The sequence below is a fragment of the Corynebacterium sp. UMB2355A genome (genome assembly GCF_033877495.1).
In the GTDB taxonomy this organism is placed as follows: Bacteria; Actinomycetota; Actinomycetes; order Mycobacteriales; family Mycobacteriaceae; genus Corynebacterium; species Corynebacterium pseudogenitalium.
On the sequence record NZ_CP138855.1, the window covers coordinates 2,251,198 to 2,270,029 of the forward strand.

Here is an 18,832-nt window from a genome sequence, read left to right on the forward strand (position 1 = left end):
TCGTACTTGTGAGATCTACCCCCTTTAGCGGTTGATACACCACAAATGGGCATATCTTCCGTTTTGAGTGAGAAGGGTCTCATGAGAACCGTTATCAATGATACGTCCTCATTCGACAACAAGTATTTGAACGGTTGCTTGCTCGTGATTGATTGATTTCGAACTCTTGAAGAGGTGAGGCGGGCCCGTCGACTTTGGCCTGGCGTGCGGGGAAGTACAGAGTGGGCGTCGAGCAGCATTCACGGTGGCAGCTGTCGAGAAGCGCTCGTGTGCAGTCTCGGGGGGACCAAGAAGGTGGGGCCAAAGCAGGCTCGCGTATTTGAGGGGGCGCTGTGCTTCGGCGGTGGCGCAGGGTGTGGTTCTCCAACTAAAGCAGAGGTGCTACCGGGGGTAGGCGAAAGATGGAAGTGCGTGATTCCCGCCTCAGTTTTGGGGGAGGCGGGAATGAACTTCGGAGCCGAAGCTATTTGGTAATTTCTTGCTGATTGGTGTCGCGTACTTTGTCGTCGTCACCAAAGAGTCGGAGTACCCAGCGCAGAAGGTTCTTTGGATTCGCGCTGAGGAGGCCGCCTCCTGGTCAGGCTTTTCCGGAAGAGGGCTCAAGAATTGGGAGGGAGGAGTGCCGAGGGCGACGGCGATGTTATCCATCAGGTGGTCGGCAAGCTTGCGGTTGGCGGCGGTGCCCGCGATCGCGCCGAGCCCCAGAGGCAGCATCTTGCCAATCCATGCGCGGCGGAACCGCTTCGTAAACGACTTCATGGCCACACGAGACAGGATGCCATTGACTTCGGCGAGGCCCGGGCCAGCAAAGCGCGTCAGGACATTTTTCGACGCCAACTCCCTCGGCCGAGCTCGGTCCGCGCCGAGCAACGTGTCAACAATCGCAACGCCCTGGGCGCCCATCATGACCGTGAGCACGCCTGCGCGTCGGCGCTCTTTGTCTTCGATATTAACGTCGCGCAAGTACATGGAGGAGAGGGTGTAAAACGCGGCAAGGTCTAAGAAGACTACCGATTCGCCAGCAACGGCTGCTGCGCCGGTGACGAGCCCTACGCCAGGCACCGCGGCTGCTGCGCCCACGCCTGCACCTGTTGCGGAGACTACGTTTTTAAAATGCTTGTCCATCGTGTGCTGGATTTCCGCAGGACTTTGCTCCGGGTGTTGACGGCGAAGCCAGTTCACGTAAGCCCGAATGGCACCGGACTGAAGATGGACAGCCTTATCTACTGCTGCGATAAACGCTCGGCCTGCTGGGCCTGCTTCCTCCTCGAGGGAGCTTAAGTCTTCAGCACGGGCGTCTTCAATAATTTCGACTACAGTTTCGTCGTCTTCGTGCTTGTCTTTGCGGAACTTTTCTAACATGCTGTGTGTTTTTCTCCTTATTAATTATTGGTACGAGCGTTCATCGTACCCGCCTTAGAAACTCCACGAGAATAGACAGAATTCCGGGCTAGGCTAAAAGGCATGCATCTCAACAGCAACAATCCGCAGGAGCACCTCCAGGTGCAGACCACCTCGGGAATCGTTGCTGGCACTATTGATCCACAAACCGGGGTTCGCACTTGGCGCGGGGTACCCTACGGTGCAGATATGGGCGGTGAGAACCGATTTCGGGCCCCACAGCCTGCGCCTTCGTGGTCAGGTGTGCGCACCACAACCAACTATCGGCCACCTGCGATGCAGACGAATTTCGGGTGGAAAGACACAGTAATCGGCACCGAGGACTGCCTACACGCAGACATCGTTCGGCCTGATACGGACGACGTACTCCCCGTCGTCATCTATTTTCATGGTGGATCGTTCGTAAGCGGATCGAGTCATGAGAAAGTACTCCAGGGGCACTTTCTGGCTAATGCCACCGATATCGTCTATGTCTCCTTAAACTTTCGCCTCGGGGTGCTTGGGTACTTGGATCTGCGCAGTATCGGCGAGGACTGCGCTGCCAACCCCGCCATTTTGGACCAGATCCTCGCGCTGCAGTGGGTGCACGAAAACATCGCGGCCTTCGGAGGGGATCCGAATAACGTAACCATCATGGGCGAGTCAGCCGGGGCAGCTTCAGTAATCCATATGATGTGCGCCCCGGCGGCTCGGGGGTTGTTCCACCGGGCAATCGCCCAGTCCACTCCGCTTTCTTCCGTTCATACGAAGGCACAGGCCGCGATGTGGACGTCGACACTTCTTGACGGCATGGGGCTATCGCGACTATCTACCCTCGAGCACCTCCGGGAGGTACCGGCCGAGGAACTGGTTAGAGTGGGGCAGTCCATGCTGTTTACTGGCCGCGAGCTGCGCGAACTGAATTTGAGCTTCATGCCGACGGTCGATGGCACCACGCTGCCAGCTCACCCGCTGGACATGTTCCGCGCCGGGCAACAGGCGTCGGTGCCGTTGATCATCGGGACCAATGCGGATGAGGCCAGCTTTGCAAAGGCTCTGTATCAGCGGACGAAAGCCCGTCAGCGTGCAGCACGCCGCTTGCTCGAGGCATATGACGCGCAGAACGCGACAGCGGTCATCCAGGCGTATAGCGACGTGAGCCAGCGTACGGACTTCGCCGAGTTTCTCGCAGACGCCGTGTTCTGGGGACCGTCGGTGATCGCTGCAGGGGAGCACCGTAAGGTGGCTCCGACTTGGATGTACCGCTTTGAATATGCATCGGCGACAATGCGGCGGCTCGGGTTGGGGGCAATGCACACAGCCGACCTGATGGCGGTGTTTGGCGATCGGGAAGGTACACGCTCATCGAAGATCGACCGATTTGGCTCCACCGTTGCGTTTGAAGCAGTAGTTGAAGTGATGCAGCGCAACTGGGGGTCGTTCTTTCATACCGGCGAACCAGGGCCGAACTGGCCCCGCTACGATTTTCGTGGCGACGACCACCCCGGGCGCGCGACCGCAATCATCAACGAACATCCGTCAATCGTGTACGACCCAAAACGTCACAAACGCCGGGCATGGGAGGCTTTTGACATGCGTAGCTGGCAGGGCCGCGAAGCGTGGATGCGCATCATGGGGCCAGAACAGTAGGCTTGGCATCGTCCGCCGGTGACAACCACGATGAGGAAGAGTAGAGGATTCTTCGTGAGCTTTTTAGAAGACATTGCCGCGGCTCTAGACCGTGAAGGTATTGAGTCTCGTGTGCACGACGACACGATGTTTGTTCCTATCACCCCCGAGATTGAGATCCAGTTCGTTGTTATCGACGAGCAACTGCCAGCGGCGAACGTGTATATCGCGGCTGCTGACGTTGATGAAGACGATGAGGACTTTGAAGCAGCATTGGTCGCAGTTATATTTTCTGCCGAAGATGCTGTGTCCGCTGTCGCTGAGCATATAGCCACTGACGAGGTGGTTACCGTGTTCCGCAGCCTGCTCGAGGCTGCAGATGAACGTATCGCCGGGCTTGAATTCTTTCCGGACGCCGAAAACCATCAACTCGTCTTCGCAGAAGTTGGTACAGAGGCTGAAGTCCACGTGGAGGTCGAAGTTATCGACGCCACAGCCACTGCCCACGTGCAGTTTGTGGTTCCTGGAGACGATGAGGAAGCAGATCCCGAAGAACTTAACTTGGGTAGCTTCACCGACATCGACAGGCTTTTTGATGTCTTGAATCTGGTTGCTGACCAGGCTGAAGACTGGGAGAGCCAGATGCTTCCGCTTGACGACGAACCGGGGCAGTAGCCAGCCGGTTACGCTACGTTCAGTCCGGCGAACAGGGATGAAGGAGAGCGGACGGGATTGAAGTGGCCGTCGACTAGCCAGACATACGTTGCCGCGTATGGGTGTGGCAGAAGATGAAGCATGTCCTCCGTCGCGTCGGGGTAGAGCGCGCGCATCCAGCCCTCAGCTACCGCGGGGCTGACCGGCGCACCCGACTGGACGGTGAATCGTGCTTCGATGATGTACGCGGGCCGCGCAGACGCTCCGTAACCTTGCACCATCGCCTGAGCCCGCGGGCCGACTCTCCGCCGCGTAAGCGCAAGGTTGATGTGTTGCTTGTCTATGACTCGCGGCAATGCGATGACCGGCGGGCGCCACGAGCCAGTCGGTCGTGCAAGAGAGCGAGGGTGCTTGACTGTGGCGCTGAGGGCTTGGACGGTGTCGTCAAAGCGATGAATAATTTCTTGAGCAATCGTTGATTCGTAGAACATGCTTCGAAGCGTACGAGAGCAGCTAGACATGGAGTGGCCAAATCACCCATGGATTCGAACAACCGTGCTAATGTTATTGCGTAATGGGACGCGAACGCGAAGAAAGACTAGTGTTGTCGCTGGTATGACGGAACAAACATATAAGGGCGGCGCGTCACCAAAGCTGCCATCAGTGATATGGGTGCTGTGCACCGCAGCGTTTATCATTGCGCTCGGCTACGGGTTCATCGCCCCGGTGTTGCCACAATTCGCCGCCAGCTTCAACGTGTCCATGGCGGCCGCTGCAGCGGTGATCTCCGTGTTTGCAGCAGCTCGCTTGCTTGGCGCGCCAGGCGCGGGCGCGCTGGTGGATAAGCTCGGATCACGGCCGGTGTACCTCACCGGGTTGAGCATTGTTGCGACTGCAACGTTTGCCGTGGCGTTTGCTCAGGCGTACTGGCATATTTTGGCGTTGCGCTTTATCGCCGGCTTCGGATCCACGATGTTTACGCTCTCCGCACAGGCCTTCATCGTTCGCGTGATTCCTCCCAGCATTCGTGGGCGAGCGAATGCACTTTATGCATCGTCATTCTTGCTTGGCAACATCTTCGGGCCAATCATCGGCGCTGGACTCAGTTTCCTTGGATACCGAATTCCGTTCGCAGTCTACGGTGTTGGTGTCGGTCTTGCGGCAACTATCGTGTGGGTTGCTACGTCTCGGCAACACAAGCCAGAGACACCGAGAATACAGCGGCCGCCAATGCCACTGCGCCGAGCCTGGAAGCAACCCACGTACCGTGCGTTGCTCGCCGTCGCCTTTACAAATGGTTTTGTGAACTTCGGTGCGCGCGTTTCGGTCCTTCCGCTGTTCGCTGCGGCGATATTTGCAAATGGTGGCGCGGCATCCGGACTTGCGTTGACTGCGTTCGCGCTGGGCACGGGCGTCACGCTGCAGTTTTCTGGTCGGCTGGCTGACCGAATCGGACGTCGTCCTTGCATTCTCGCAGGTCTTGCGGTCTCGGCAATATTCACGGGCACACTCGGACTCGCCACGACAGTGTGGGTGCTGTTGCTGGTCTCAGTGTGTGCGGGTGTTGGCGGTGGGTTGATGAGTCCTGCCTCGCAGGCGACGTTAGCTGACATCATCGGCAATGACCGCTCGGGTGGCAAGGTAATTTCTACCTATCAGATGGTGCAGGACTCCGGCCAGATTGCGGCACCGATTGTGATCGGCTTTCTGGCGGAGGTGTTCGGCTTTGCTATCGCGTTTGGCGCCTGCGGAGTAGTTGCTCTGGTCGCTCTATTGCTCTGGGCAATGTACGGTAAGGAATCTCTGCACAGGTCCACTGCGTAAAGGAGCACGGTGCGAATTATTATTGACTGCGTCCCAGGGGTCGAGGACACGCTTGCGTTGGCATATGTCGTTGCTGCGCACCATCGTGGGCAGGCTGAATTGGAGTGCGTGACAACCTCAAGCGGTAGCGCCTCAGCTGCGCAATGTGCCCAGCATGCTGCGTGGGTGTTGGCACGCTGCGGCCTGCCCGCTGTTGCGGTCGCAGCAGGTTGCGACGCGCCAAAACATCAACCGACGCGCGATGCTGGACTGGGTGACGCCCGAGTCCCAGAACGCTACGTCGCGAATGACTGGGACCTGTTGTGGGCCGACGCGTGCGCGCGAGGTACACGGGACCTGTGTTTGATTTGCACGGGCCCGTTGACAAACCTCGCCGAGTTTTCACGGCGCTACCCCGAGTACTTCGACGCACTTGAGCACATCGTTGTGTCTGAATCCAGCCTTCTACTCGACCGAGAAGCCTCCGATGTGGTGCTGCAGGACACCCCGGTGGCGATCACCGTCTGTGCAGCACCGGAAACGTTGGGGCCGGTAGATGTGCAACGGTGCGCACCGCTGGCAGAAGTCGGGGCCACCGCGGTTACTGGCGTTTCGCTTCTCGCGGCCCAGGTCGCGCTAGGTGATATCCAGACTGGTGGGCAGTGTGTGACGCTCGCGCCTGCCGAGGAAGATGATGACCCGAACGCGCTGGTGCTCGACACCGCGGATGTAGACGAAGAGGACGTCGTCAAGCTTTTCGACGCCTGCTGCGCCACGTTTGACGCTCTTGCACGCGGCGATGATGCTCTGGACGTAACGAGGCACCTCCGGGCGGAGGACTAACGCAGACAAAACGCCCGCCGGGGTGTGTCCGGCGGGCGCAATCGAAGGGTATGGGAAAGGCTTATGCCTCGGTGAGGCCAGCTTCGACCATCACGCCACGAAGGGTGTTGGCGGAGTGATCGAACTTTTCCTTCTCGCTATCTTCAAGGTGCAGCTCGACAACCTCGCGGACACCGTTGCGGTTGATAACAGCCGGGGTGCCGATGTAGATGCCTTCCTGACCGTACTGGCCTTCAAGGAGAGCAGAGACTGGCAGTACGACGTCCTCGTTCATCAGGATTGCGCGGGTGATGCGGGCAAGGCCAGCACCGATACCGAAGGACGTGGAGCCCTTGGCTTCGATGATCTTGTAGGCGGCATCGCGGGTTGCGACGAACATCGCGTCGATGCGCTCGTAGATCTTCGGATCGGTTTCTGCTTCCTTCTCCAGACGACGACGTAGCGAAACGCCAGCGACGGAGCCGGATGCCACGACAGGCAGCTCGGTGTCGCCGTGCTCACCGATGATGTAGGAGTGGACAGAGCTTGCGGAAACACCGAAGTACTTGCCGAGGTTGCAGCGCCAGCGTGCGGTGTCCAGGATGGTGCCGGAACCCACGACCTGTGCGGAGGAAAGACCGGTCTGCTTCCACGTGGCGTAGGTCAGGACATCGACAGGGTTGGTTGCAACCAGGTAGATGCCGTTGAAGCCGTTGGCCATCACTTCCTTGTTGATGGACTCGAAGATCTTCACATTGCGGCCCACGAGCTCAAGGCGGGTTTCGCCGTCGCGCTGTGCAACACCTGCACAGTTGACGATGAGCGCCGCGTCGCGGCAGTCCTCGTAGGTGCCGACCGTGATCTTGGTGTTGTGGCCTGAGTACGGCATTGCGTGGTTGAGGTCCTCGACCTCACCCCACGTCTTCTTCTCGTTCAGGTCGATAATTGCGAGGTGGTCGCAAATACCCTGGTTGAGGATTGCGTATGCGAACGCGACGCCGACATCACCAGCACCAATCAAGACAATCTTGTTGCCTGGCGTGATGTTGTTCGACGGGGTGGACGGATTGGTGATAGTCATATGATCTCTCCTGAATCCAGTAAAACTATGTTCCGCTACCCATCATTGCAGATTTTCCGCCACAATGGGAATACCAATCGAAATATGTAACCAAGATAACGGAAATAGGCGGGCACAACCGGGCATTGATGGCTTTGGGGTATTAAAAGGGGAGGCGTGGCGCACGATGGAGTGGGTCGGCGCCCGTGGCGATTCGCCAAGTTTGACCTTCGATATCTACTGCAGGACCAACAAAATGCGGTTCAGCTGGAGTTACTCGTACGGCGAGGCTATCGCCATTCTTGCAAATCGGAAGGCAGAGGGCCTCTGCGATAGCTTGGTGGCGCCGGTAGTCCCCAAGGATCAAGATGCCTTCCTCCTGGAGGCGTGACCTTGATCCGCCGTTGTATCGAATGCGCTTCATTGGGTCTTTCTGCTGAGCGACAGTGTAAATGATGCCGCGCGGAATGAGCACCTGCTGGATTGAGCGAAACAACATGTCGAGGCGCTGTTGCCCAGAAGGCAATTCCATAATTTTGGCGACAGTTTCCTCATCCGCATGGAGGAGCACGTTATTCGGGTACGGGTGATCGAACCAGGCCCACGCAATTTTGTTGCGTGCTGCTGCCATGATGGTTCGCTTGCGGTCACGGTTTCCACCTGCGGTGAGGATGTCGTCGGTGATTTTGACGAAGCCTACTCGGAAAGTGGAAGTAACCTCACTTGCGTGGCAGAGCATGGCGTGGTGGCCAACTGCTTCCATCGGGATCATCCAGCCGTAGGGGTTCTTGGAGTATTTACAGTCAACTTCATGGCCGAGGATCTTGAAGTCCATCTTGTCGCCGTCCGTGATAGTGCCGTCAAACCCTCGGCGAATGTTAATTTCAACCAACGATCCAATGTGGGCAAGTTCTGTCTTGCTTAGCTGCGCTGGGTCGAACCGGCCCGTGTGCTGGCCGTCATAGGCCTGGTCGAAAGTTTGTCGAAATATTCTTCCCATTGCTTCGCCGTCGGGAAACTCGTTACGGAAGAGCTCGGCGAGTTGATGAGAAAAATCGCCATCAAGGTTGTGTGTCATGAGCAGATCCTATGCGTGCGTTTGAAGCGCCAGTTGTGGGGCCACCTCGGGAGCTTTCGTTACGGCATTGCAGGAAAGTAGTGCGTCCTTGATTGCGGTTCCGATTGCAGCCGCAACCGGTGGCGGAAATGCATTGCCGACTTGGCGCCATTGGGCGGTCTTGCCACCTTGCCAATCCCAATCTTCAGGGAACCCTTGGATAACGCCGCCCATCCGCACGGTAAGGCGGGGAAGGTTGTCCGGGTCATCGACAGGGAAGTCGGGGCCTGGTGCGCTGTCTGCGATCGAAGTTCCTCGGACGCCGAGCTTCTTCCATGCTGCCTTTGCTCGAGTCGGGCCAACGTCTGGTCCACCGTGCTTCTTTGATCCGCCAACGAGCGTCGGTGCTACCGTATCGGCTCGATCTGCCCATGCGTCCGCTCCCGGCCAGCCATTTTCTCCCATTAGGTGGCGAAGTGCGCTACCAACGGATGTGTGATGCATATTCGGGGTCGGCCATTCGAAGTACTCGGCAAACTCGTGTTTCAGGGCTACCAAAATAAACCGTGGGCGCAGTTGGGGGACACCGAAGTCTGCCGATTGAAACAGTGACCAGTAGGTGGTGTAACCCATCCGATCGAGCTCACTGACAATTTCATTGCGGTAGGAATCAAACCGCTTTTGGCCAAGGCCTCGGACGTTCTCCAGCATGACGGCTTTTGGATTGATTTCTCCTACCAGTCGTAGGGCTTGCGGGAACAGATCACGCTCGTCGTCTGCGCCGAGCTGTTTTCCCGCGATGGAAAAGGGCGGACACGGAACGCCACCTGCAAAGAGATCGACCTGATCGCGCCATACGGTGCCGTCGAAGTCATGTACATCCATTTCGTGTACTGGCCACGGATGGGGATGGTCGCAGCCGCGATTGGCTCGCAGTGTCTCTGCTGCCCAGTTGTCGATTTCCACCACGGCTAGATGCTGGAAACCTGCTTGCTCGAGCCCAAGTGCTTGGCCTCCAGCGCCAGCGCAGATCTCGATAGAGGTCAACGTGGGCTCGGAAGTAACCGTAGACAGGCGCATCGCGTCTCCTTCTGGCTAAAACTTGGAATATGTAGGCATAGGATAGCGTGCACAGCAGACAATGGATACTTTTATTCGAAATTATGTGCTACTTCATCTCGTAAGTGACGTGCGCTGCCGCAACTGCCTTTGGGCGCCCGGTGACAAAGTAGAGCACAGTCATGATTACCACGAATGCGACGCCTACGGCGAGCGCCATGTGATACTGCGGCAGCCACACCATGATGCCGAATGTGAACAAGATGAAAATGATCGCGAACCACTGCCCGTAGGGCCAGAACGGTACAGGGAAGCTCAAGGTCTCGCGCTCTGCCGCGGACATGTTGCGGCGAGATGCGACGTGTGCCAGCAGGATCATCAGCCACACAAACACGGTTGCGAAGGTGGCCAGCGCTGCGATGGTCTCGAAGATGTTCGGATAGAGCGCGTTGAGCACCACGCCGATGATGAGTACGAGCAACAGGGTAATGGTCGTCATTACTGGGATGTCGCGGATGGTGCGCTTCATGATCTTCGGGGCTAGGCCTTCCTTCGCCAGGCCAGTAAGAACGCGCCCAGTGCCGAACAGGTCTGCATTAATTGCAGAAAGGGCAGCAGTGATGACCACCAAGTTGAGCAGTGCAGCGGCCCAGTTCACGCCAAGTGTGTCAAAGATCTGAACGAAGGGGCTTTCTTCACCAGTCATTGCACGCCACGGGTTGAGCATCAAGATAACCAGGATGGCGAGGACATAGAACAGAAGGATGCGCAGCGGTACGGTGTTGACGGCCTTCGGGATCGAGCGGTCCGGATCGTCTGCTTCGGTGCCGGCGACGCCGATGATCTCAGTTCCGCCGAAGGCGAAGAGTACGAGGATGAACGCTGCGATCATGCCTTCGATGCCGTTCGGGAAGAAGCCACCGTCGTTCCAGAGGTTAGAGATTCCGGTCGTCTCTGGGTCGGTACCCAAACCAAATGCGAGGATGGCAGCACCGCCGACGATCATCGCCATTACGGCGACGACCTTAATGAGCGTGAATGCGAACTCCAGCTCGCCGAACCAGCGCACGGATGCGAGGTTCGCCGCACCAATGACCAGCAGGGTAGTGGTAATCCATACCCATGCTGGGGTGTCCGGGAACCAGAACTTCATATAAATGCCGATGGCAGTCAAGTCCGCAAGGCAGACGATCATCATCTCGAATGCGAACATCCACCCGGTAATGTACCCGCCCAGGCCACCAAGGTGCTCCCTGGTGTACACCGCGAACGACCCACGAACCGGGTGCTGCACACTCATCTCGCCCAGGGCGCGCAACATAAAGTAGACGACGGCCCCTCCGAGTAAGTATACGAGGAGCACCGAGGGGCCGGCGGCCTGAATCGCGCCGGCGGAGCCGTAGAAGAGCCCGGTGCCGATCGCCGAGCCGAGGGCGATGAAGTGGATATGGCGGTGTGTAAGCCCCTTGGGCTTCGACGAGCGGGAAGTCATGGCAGACATCATAACGTTTAATTACGCTGCTCTGTAAATTATTCACAGGTAATTCTGTGAGTTCGGTCGCGTTTTCAGGCAGCGCTACTGTGCAGTATCAGCATCACGCTTCCGTGAGCGTGCAACTGCGGCAACTACCAGTGCGATAACGACGGCGGCACCGGCAGTGATGAGCATCCACGTCGGCGTACCGCCGTCATTTTCTGTGGGGGTCGTTTCGGCCGAGTCTTCCTTGGCGGAGATTTGCTCACGGATCCAGTCCGCCTGCGAAGCAACTGGCGCAAACGCAACCTTCGGGCTCACTCCTTCCTCAGCGGAGTCCGGGTTGTCTGGATCCATAAACAGTGATGCGGACGCGATGGCTGCGACCTTGCCCTCACTGAAGAGCGCGCCGCCGGAATCACCGGGCTGGGTTGCTGCCCCACCTTTCATGGTGGCTTCGACGCCGTCGGTGCCGTCAAACAGAATCATCGGGGTTGGGCCGTCGACGGTAGCGTCTGCGTACGGAAGGGTGCGTCCGGCACCAGAGCCATCAGAGGACCAGCCGTAGAAAGTAGCGTCGCTGCCTGCAGCTGGGATATCGCTAGCAAGCTCAGGATAAGCATCGAGTCCGAGGTCCTCAGAGGTGTGCAGCAGCGCGATATCGCCTTTCGGGGTGGTCATCCACTTATCGACGTCATAAAACTTCTGGTTATCACCCTGGCCAGTACGCACGGACCCACCAGCTTGTGGCAGGTGGTCCATACAATGGCGCGCAGTAATAACCCAGTGGGACGCAATGGCGGTACCTGTGCACACGCCGGTGTCTGGGTCATCGTCCGCGGTGCGGACGGAGACTACTGCGTTGGACTCTGCCGAAGGCTCAGCGAACGTATCGGACTGCATTGCCAATGCAGGTGCTGCCGGGAGTGCTACGAGCGCGGCAGCGACGCAGGAGCTAAGAATACGAGTGGAAGTGTGCAGTTTCATGAGTTTTCCTTTTCTTTAGTGTTGGAGCGGAGGAAGATCGGTCCGGGTTGCGCGAGCCACGATCATGCGCATCGCGGCCTCGAGTGGTCCACGGGCGTAGAAGCTGCGCCACAGCACAGCGAAGGCGAAAGCAACTGCCAGCGTGAGTACTGCGTATACCACCCCGCTGTGGCCGTTGGCCGTGACAACGTGTGCGCAGTACACCGTCAGAGGCATCCGGCCCATGTCACAACCAAACGGAACAAACTGTGCGAGGATGAGACACAGCGCAGTGATACCAGTCGCGACGGCGCACTCGCTGATCACTGAAATGAGTCCCCCGGTGTGCCCATTCGGATCGATCGCGGCGATGAATAGGCCAGCACCTGCCGTGTTGAGGTGCAGCCGAGCTGCAATCACCGCAGGCAGCACCGCCGCCGCGATAATGACTGTGACCCAACGACGCCATGGGTGGTGGAGGATGACACGCCACGACACCATGCCCGCAACCATGAGTGCCGCCCACGAAAAGACAGGGTAGGGGGCACCGAAGACTGCGGCCGGTAGTGCAACAACTGTCCCGAGCGCCGTCGTTGCAGCCGAAGCAAAGAGCAACCCCGCAAGCAGTAAGCCCAAACGCGCAGTTGGCCAGTGGGGAAGCGTCGCTAAGCAGAGGTAGCAGATGCCAAAGACAAGGAGCACAACCTCGATGTCGCCAGCGAACGGCACGAGGAGCACATGCAGCACAATCAGTAGCGTCCCACGAACATAAAAGCCATGGCGACAGCGCGCGACAGCCTCGCCGCCTACCGCTTGGGCGCGCCGGGCCATCAGCTCCATCGAGATGCCAGCCAGGAACGCGAACGTTGCCGCGGGGAAGCCGTAGAGCAACTGACCCGTGACGCCAGCAGGATGGGTGAGGTGCGCGAAGATCATGGCTGCGAGTGCTACGGCTCGCGCGTAATCAATACCGTGAACTCGCAGATCCGGTGTGGAAGTCTTTGACATGCTCCTCACGCTATGCAGGGCGATGTTGCGAGAGCGTTAACATTGCGACCCCGTAAGAAGCCCCAATTAGAATCACAGCAGAATACAAGAACTCCAACGTGGAAGGGGCTGTTGTGGCTGCACCGCCGAAGATTTTGATCGTTGAGGACGAGACGCTGCTCGCCGATGCGTTAGGCAAAGCACTGCGCCGTGAGGACATGCTCGTTGATGTGCGTTACGACGGCCGCTCCGCGCTCGACCGCCTGGAATCACAACCGATAGATGTGATCGTGCTCGACCGAGATATCCCCGAGGTTCACGGCGACGACGTCTGTGCAACCGTCCGTGAGCTGTACCCAAACACGCGGGTGCTGATGCTCACGGCGTCCGCAACGCTCGAGGATCGTCTCCAAGGCTTCGAGATTGGGGCGGACGACTATCTGACCAAGCCGTTCGAGCTGCCCGAGTTGCTGGCTCGCGTCAAAGCCTTGTTGCGACGAGCCGCACCTGAAACAACCTCGACGCTCACGTGCGGCGACGTCATCCTCGACAGAGGCACTCACCAAGTCCACCGAAGCGGCGCGTCGATTGCGTTGTCGCCGAAAGAGTTCGCGGTGCTTGAAACGCTGATGCGAGCACAGGGGCACGTTATTTCCGCGGAGCAGCTCTTAGAAGAGGCATGGGACGCGAACGCGGACCCGTTCTCCAATTCGATTCGCGTCACTATCTCGCACTTGCGGCGCAAGCTGGGGCAGCCTTGGATTGTGCAAACAATGCCCGGCGCTGGCTACTACGTTGCGGAGGAGCCGTACCAATGAGGCTTTCACTTCGCGCGCGTACGTCGTGGTTGTTCGTGGCAACGGTTTTTACCGCAGGGCTGAGTTTGACTGCGGTGGTGTACCTCTACCTGCGCCTGACTCCGGTACCTGTGCAAGCTGTCATCGAGGGCGTCGGGGGCGTTCCCGGCAGTGACGGAGCATTTATTGATGGCTCCGTGCCCATCTCACACGAGGTGCTCAACGTGATGCTCGGCGCCTCGCTCGTCGCGCTGTGCGTGCTGACGGCGCTCGCCGGCGCCATCGGTTGGTTCGTCGCGGGTGTGTTGCTCAAACCCGTACGTACCATCGCGGCGACTGCACGTCTGGTCTCTGCTGGCGATCTTGATCAGCGGTTCGACTACGAAGGCCCCGCTGACGATGTCGCTGACCTCGCGCACGCACTCGACTCGATGCTGGAGTCCCTCGCGCACTCCATCGCGGCACGGCAACGCTTTGCATCAAACGCGTCCCATGAGCTGAAAACCCCGATCGCTACCATTCAGACCATCGCAGATGTCGCGCTACTAGACCCGAATGCACCTGCAGAGGAGCTACGCGACGCCATCCGCGACATCCGCACCGTGAATGCGTCGTCTGCGGAGATGGTCACGTCGCTGCTGAACTTCAGCCAGGCCGAGGCCAAAGTACTCGAGGCGCGCGACATTGACATCTCAGAGCTCATTACCACTGTCGCCTCGAGCGCCGAAGGTATCGACGCCACCATCGAGCCAGACATTCACGTCCTCGGCGACGTCGTGCTATTGCGCCACGCGATCCAAAACCTCATCGAGAATGCTCGTATCCACGGCGTGGACGGGACTGTGCAGGTGCGTGTTTGCCGGACTGGATCCGGTGATGGGGTCGAAGTGGGCGTCGTCAATGATGGGGACGTGTTGGACCCTGCCACAGTCAGCCAGCTCGTAGAGCCATTTAGCAGGGCGAATGCGCGCGTTGCTGGTGCGCGTCCGGGGCACGGACTAGGGCTGGCGCTGGTTGATACGATTGCGCGTGCGCACCACGGGGAGTTGGAGCTCGAGGCGCGAAGCGCTGAAGTTGGTGGCGGACTCGTGGCGCGGATGACATTGCCAGTGGCGAATAGGAAAATCACTGCAGGGTGGCGTACTGTGGGGAAACAATGATCACTTCCGAAAACGCCACCGGCGGCGAGAAAGAGCCGGATATGAATGTGTCGGAAAATCAGGAAAACCCGCAGGATGTCGCAGCGGATGCTGCACGTGAGGACACCAGGGATGCGGGAGTTTCTGAGGAAACCGGCGCTGCGCAAGACGCAGCCAATGCCGAAACTAATGAGACTGAGCAGATTTTGAGCCTTGCCGACGTCGTCGGTGGCGACGTGGCGGACCTCGCTGGGAGCGAGGCGGACGAGGCCACAGAGGCAGACGAGACCGCTGAAGAGCCAGTGAACGGGTTCGAGAACCTGAATCTGCCTGAAGAAGTCGTGGATGCCGTGAAGAAGGTTGGCTTTGAGCAGCCATCCGCGATTCAGGCTGAAACCATTCCACTGTTGATGGAAGGCCGCGACGTTGTCGGCCTTGCGCAAACGGGTACCGGTAAGACGGCCGCGTTCGCGCTGCCGATCCTTTCGCGGATCAACCGCAAGGAGCGCTACCCGCAGGCACTGATCCTCGCGCCTACACGTGAGCTTGCGCTGCAGGTATCAGACTCCTTCCAGTCGTTTGCAGACCACCTTGGCGGGATCTCCGTGCTTCCGATTTACGGTGGCCAGGCATACGGTATCCAGTTGTCCGGTCTGCGCCGCGGTGCCCAGATCATCGTGGGTACTCCGGGCCGCGTCATCGATCACTTGGAGAAGGGTTCGTTGGACATTTCCAACCTGCGCTTCCTTGTCCTCGATGAAGCAGACGAGATGCTGAACATGGGCTTCCAGGAAGACGTGGAACGCATCTTGGAGGACACACCGGAAGAGAAGCAGGTTGCGCTGTTCTCTGCGACGATGCCGAACGCTATTCGCCGTATCTCGAAGCAGTACCTCGACAACCCGACCGAAGTCACGGTGAAGTCGAAGACGCGCACCAATACGAACATCACCCAGCGTTACCTGTTCACGGCGCACCGCAACAAGCTCGATGCGATCACCCGAATCCTTGAAGTCACTGAGTTTGAGGCAATGATTGTCTTCGTGCGTACGAAGCAGGAGACTGAGGAGCTGGCTGAGAAGCTGCGTGCCCGCGGGTTCTCCGCAGCTGCGATCAACGGTGACATCGCTCAGCAGCAGCGTGAGCGCACCGTCGATCAGCTTCGCGACGGCCGCCTTGACATCCTGGTCGCTACCGATGTCGCTGCTCGTGGCCTGGACGTTGAGCGCATCAGCCACGTGCTGAACTACGACATCCCGAATGACACCGAGTCATACGTGCACCGCATTGGCCGCACCGGGCGTGCAGGCCGTACAGGTGAGGCGATCCTCTTTGTCACTCCGCGTGAGCGTCGCATGCTGCGCTCCATTGAGCACGTAACCAACGCGACCATCGAAGAGATGGATCTGCCGACGGTCGACGAAGTCAACGAGAGCCGCAAGACGAAGTTTATGGACTCCATCACCGAGTCGCTCGAGGCGAGCGAGGTGCAGGTGTTTAGGTCCATGGTCCGCGAATACTCCGCTGCCAACAACGTGCCGATGGACGACATCGCCGCTGCTTTGGCAACGCAGGCTTTGGCGGGTGACGAGTTCCTGATGAAGGAGCCTCCGAAGGACCGTCGCGATCGACGGGACCGTGATCGGTGGGATCGCGACGACCGCCGTGGCCGCGGGCGTGACCGTGATGACCGTCGTGGAGGCCGCAGCCGCTTCGACCACGATTCGGAGAACTTCGACACCTACCGCCTGGATGTTGGCAAGCGCCAGCATGTTCGCCCGGGTGCAATCGTTGGTGCGCTCGCCAACGAGGGGGGCTTGAGCTCCAAGGACTTTGGTCGCATCACTATCGGTGGGGACTTCACCCTGGTTGAGCTGCCGAAGAACCTGGACAGCGCGGTCCTTGATCGTTTGACGGATACCCGTATTTCCGGTCAGCTGATCAATATCCAGCGTGATCACGGTGCACCTCCGCGCGGACGCGGCGGGCGCGGGCGCGGTGGATACGACCGCGATGATCGCCGCGGTGGACGCGGGCGCGGGCGTGGCGGTTACGACCGCGATGATCGCCGCGGTGGACGCGGGCGGGGACGTGGCGGTTACGACCGTGACGATCGCCGCGGTGGCCGCGGGCATGACCGCAGCTGGGACTAAGCGCCCTTGATCCTGAGCGCACCTGCTGAGTAATGACTACTCGGCGGGTGCGTTTTTCATTGCTTGGTTGTGCAGTAGACTGCACTGGCATGAAGTTGAATCGCCGTTTGCTCACGCTGGGGTGGGCGCTTGCGCTCGGAGTGGGCGTCGTAACGAACTTGCCAACTGCGCAGGCACAGAACCTGCAGCGAGTAGAGCAGGGCGGAGCCGTGATGGTTGAAGGCGGCGGTTACTGCACCGTCGGATTTAATGAACCGTCTCGCAGGCGAAGCCTGGTTGCGGCGCACTGCGGACCGGACGGTGCGCGTGTGCGCATCGTGGACCACAACGCGAGGGTTGCTTCGCCACAGCTCGGCACCCTGTATCGCTCGAAGGCGTACGACGGCCGCCTTGGCAATGACTGGGCCGCTATCCAGTGGGACGCGCCGGTGCAGATCGGCGGCAACCGGTTCTCCGGTGACGCGTGGGTAAACCCAAACACAATCGCCGTCGGTGAGCGCGTGTGCTACTTCGGGCAAACCTCGAACCGGCCGACGGGCGCCCCCACGTGCGGTCGCTTCGGCGGAGCAGAAGGAAATACGTTCTTCGTCGAAGCGCCGATGACCCGTCCCGGCGACTCCGGTGGCCCGCTGTGGATTCCGGGCCGCGGATTTGTTGGCGTTGTTTCTTCGCAGTGGGTTGCACAAAAGGTACCGCTGCTGGGCTCGCGCGACCTGGTCGTTGGCGTGCACGCTACTGATGGGCCTCGCGTCGCTGAGTCACGCTTGTTGGGCCTGTATGCGCAGAACCTCATGATGCCGGCTTCGGGCTCGGCCGTTGGCCCGGCTGCTGATGCGGTTCGTGGCGCTGTGACGGACGGGTTCAGCGCACTCGCAGGGTTCCTACCAGGTGTAGTGAATTACAGCTAGCTCACTAGCATTCCTGCAGAACTGTGCCAGTATAGAAGTATGTTGACAAGGAAATTCATATCTTCGCTGGCCGTCGCAGCATGCTCGACTGCAGTCCTCGTGCCAAGCGCTACAGCGGCACCAATCCAGCCGACCCAGGGTGATGCTATTAGCACTGGATATAGTTCATGCACGCTAGGCTTTAACGACCACGAAGCCGGAGTCAGCTACACCGCAGCGCACTGTGGACGCGATGGCGACAGGATCTTGTTGGTCGACCGAAAAACGAGCCGTCCGTTGTCGAAAGACATTGGGACATTGCGTATTTCACCAGGCTACGACCGGCAGTACTCGAACGACTTCGCCTGGATCGAGTGGGACCGGGGCGTCACGATGGGCGAGAACATCTACTCAGGTGACATCAAAGCGGATGCCACTTCCATCAAGCGGGGTGCGAAGACGTGCTACCACGGGGAAACATCCCATACGGGGACAAACGATGTCACGTGCGGGAAGTTCCACCGCGCTGCGCGTGGTGGAGGCGGGTTTTCTGCCACGATACGGTCACCAAAGTCAGGCGATTCCGGTGGACCGATCTGGATCGAAGAACAGGACGGGGCAAAGAAATTCGCTGGTGTCATTTCTATAGGTCCTGCGTTCGAAAACTCCACCTACACTCGGATCAATGGCATAAAGATTGACGGGAAAGACTGGCTCTGGGGAGCACCAATCGCTCAAGGAAAGGCAGTCAGCCAGTCCGAGGCGTCGGACCTGGTTTTTGGAGCTGCTGGCATAAATGAAGCCGGTCTCTATGACCGGCTGCTGTCCTCTGATAAGAGCTCGGAGCGGGACTCCTCGTCGAAGTCCGAAAGCTCCAGCGATATGACACCGGGTGAGATTGCCGCGATCGTTGTTCCGATCGTGTTGGCGTTGCTTAGCCTGGCGTCGTCGATAAAGTTCTAGTA

The 18,832-nt window shown here is 59.0% G+C and carries 17 protein-coding genes; 9 read left to right on the forward strand and 8 right to left on the reverse strand.

Annotated features, from left to right (window positions below):
* Positions 1–423: 423 nt before the first annotated feature.
* Entirely contained in the window at positions 424–1,362 is a 939-nt protein-coding gene (locus tag R0V12_RS10760; protein ID WP_320072606.1) for a hypothetical protein, read from the reverse strand.
* A gap of 102 nt (positions 1,363–1,464) precedes the next feature.
* Here R0V12_RS10760 and R0V12_RS10765 point away from each other — a divergent pair, with 102 nt between their 5' ends.
* Positions 1,465–3,030 carry a carboxylesterase/lipase family protein gene (locus R0V12_RS10765; RefSeq protein WP_070362668.1) on the forward strand — a complete coding sequence of 522 codons (1,566 nt, stop codon included), beginning with the start codon at positions 1,465–1,467 and terminating at the stop codon, positions 3,028–3,030.
* Between the two features lie 54 nt (positions 3,031–3,084).
* A complete protein-coding gene (locus R0V12_RS10770; RefSeq protein ID WP_070362667.1) occupies positions 3,085–3,684 on the forward strand; it encodes a hypothetical protein in 600 nt (199 codons plus the stop codon).
* A gap of 8 nt (positions 3,685–3,692) precedes the next feature.
* On the opposite strand, the gene R0V12_RS10775 is transcribed toward R0V12_RS10770, so the two are convergent.
* A complete protein-coding gene (locus R0V12_RS10775; RefSeq protein ID WP_320072607.1) occupies positions 3,693–4,154 on the reverse strand; it encodes a hypothetical protein in 462 nt (153 codons plus the stop codon).
* Positions 4,155–4,278: 124 nt separating this feature from the next.
* Here R0V12_RS10775 and R0V12_RS10780 point away from each other — a divergent pair, with 124 nt between their 5' ends.
* Positions 4,279–5,487: an MFS transporter gene (locus R0V12_RS10780; RefSeq protein WP_070976261.1), complete on the forward strand. Its 1,209-nt coding sequence runs from the start codon at positions 4,279–4,281 to the stop codon at positions 5,485–5,487.
* A 9-nt stretch (positions 5,488–5,496) separates the two neighbouring features.
* A complete protein-coding gene (locus R0V12_RS10785) occupies positions 5,497–6,309 on the forward strand; it encodes a nucleoside hydrolase (protein ID WP_320072608.1) in 813 nt (270 codons plus the stop codon).
* Positions 6,310–6,370: 61 nt separating this feature from the next.
* Here the strand turns inward: R0V12_RS10785 and R0V12_RS10790 are convergent, their stop codons facing one another.
* The 6 genes from R0V12_RS10790 to R0V12_RS10815 all read right to left on the reverse strand — a co-directional run bounded on the left by R0V12_RS10790 (position 6,371) and on the right by R0V12_RS10815 (position 12,912).
* Complete coding sequence (locus R0V12_RS10790; RefSeq protein WP_320072609.1) at positions 6,371–7,369, reverse strand: L-lactate dehydrogenase; 999 nt, start codon at positions 7,367–7,369, stop codon at positions 6,371–6,373.
* 142 nt (positions 7,370–7,511) lie between these two features.
* Positions 7,512–8,426, reverse strand: a complete 915-nt coding sequence (locus R0V12_RS10795) for a NaeI family type II restriction endonuclease (protein ID WP_070976266.1) — start codon at positions 8,424–8,426, stop codon at positions 7,512–7,514.
* A gap of 9 nt (positions 8,427–8,435) precedes the next feature.
* Complete coding sequence (locus R0V12_RS10800) at positions 8,436–9,485, reverse strand: DNA cytosine methyltransferase (RefSeq protein WP_070362661.1); 1,050 nt, start codon at positions 9,483–9,485, stop codon at positions 8,436–8,438.
* Between the two features lie 88 nt (positions 9,486–9,573).
* Complete coding sequence (locus R0V12_RS10805) at positions 9,574–10,956, reverse strand: amino acid permease (protein WP_176754835.1); 1,383 nt, start codon at positions 10,954–10,956, stop codon at positions 9,574–9,576.
* Positions 10,957–11,040: 84 nt separating this feature from the next.
* Complete coding sequence (locus tag R0V12_RS10810) at positions 11,041–11,925, reverse strand: trypsin-like serine protease (RefSeq protein WP_070479472.1); 885 nt, start codon at positions 11,923–11,925, stop codon at positions 11,041–11,043.
* A 15-nt stretch (positions 11,926–11,940) separates the two neighbouring features.
* Positions 11,941–12,912 (reverse strand): DUF418 domain-containing protein, encoded by a 972-nt coding sequence (locus R0V12_RS10815; protein WP_070479474.1) that lies wholly within the window; start codon positions 12,910–12,912, stop codon positions 11,941–11,943.
* A gap of 113 nt (positions 12,913–13,025) precedes the next feature.
* Between R0V12_RS10815 and R0V12_RS10820 the strand changes: the two genes are divergently transcribed.
* From R0V12_RS10820 to R0V12_RS10840, 5 genes are all read left to right on the forward strand, one after another.
* Positions 13,026–13,709, forward strand: a complete 684-nt coding sequence (locus R0V12_RS10820; RefSeq protein WP_070362658.1) for a response regulator transcription factor — start codon at positions 13,026–13,028, stop codon at positions 13,707–13,709.
* A complete protein-coding gene (locus tag R0V12_RS10825) occupies positions 13,706–14,848 on the forward strand; it encodes a HAMP domain-containing sensor histidine kinase (RefSeq protein WP_070479476.1) in 1,143 nt (380 codons plus the stop codon). Before R0V12_RS10820 ends, R0V12_RS10825 begins: the two co-directional genes overlap by 4 nt.
* Complete coding sequence (locus tag R0V12_RS10830; RefSeq protein WP_320072610.1) at positions 14,845–16,980, forward strand: DEAD/DEAH box helicase; 2,136 nt, start codon at positions 14,845–14,847, stop codon at positions 16,978–16,980. The genes R0V12_RS10825 and R0V12_RS10830 overlap by 4 nt, the downstream gene beginning before the upstream one ends.
* 89 nt (positions 16,981–17,069) lie before the next feature.
* Positions 17,070–17,888 carry a trypsin-like serine protease gene (locus R0V12_RS10835; protein ID WP_070362655.1) on the forward strand — a complete coding sequence of 273 codons (819 nt, stop codon included), beginning with the start codon at positions 17,070–17,072 and terminating at the stop codon, positions 17,886–17,888.
* A gap of 39 nt (positions 17,889–17,927) precedes the next feature.
* Positions 17,928–18,830 carry a trypsin-like serine protease gene (locus R0V12_RS10840; RefSeq protein WP_083290979.1) on the forward strand — a complete coding sequence of 301 codons (903 nt, stop codon included), beginning with the start codon at positions 17,928–17,930 and terminating at the stop codon, positions 18,828–18,830.
* The last annotated feature ends 2 nt before the right edge of the window (positions 18,831–18,832 follow it).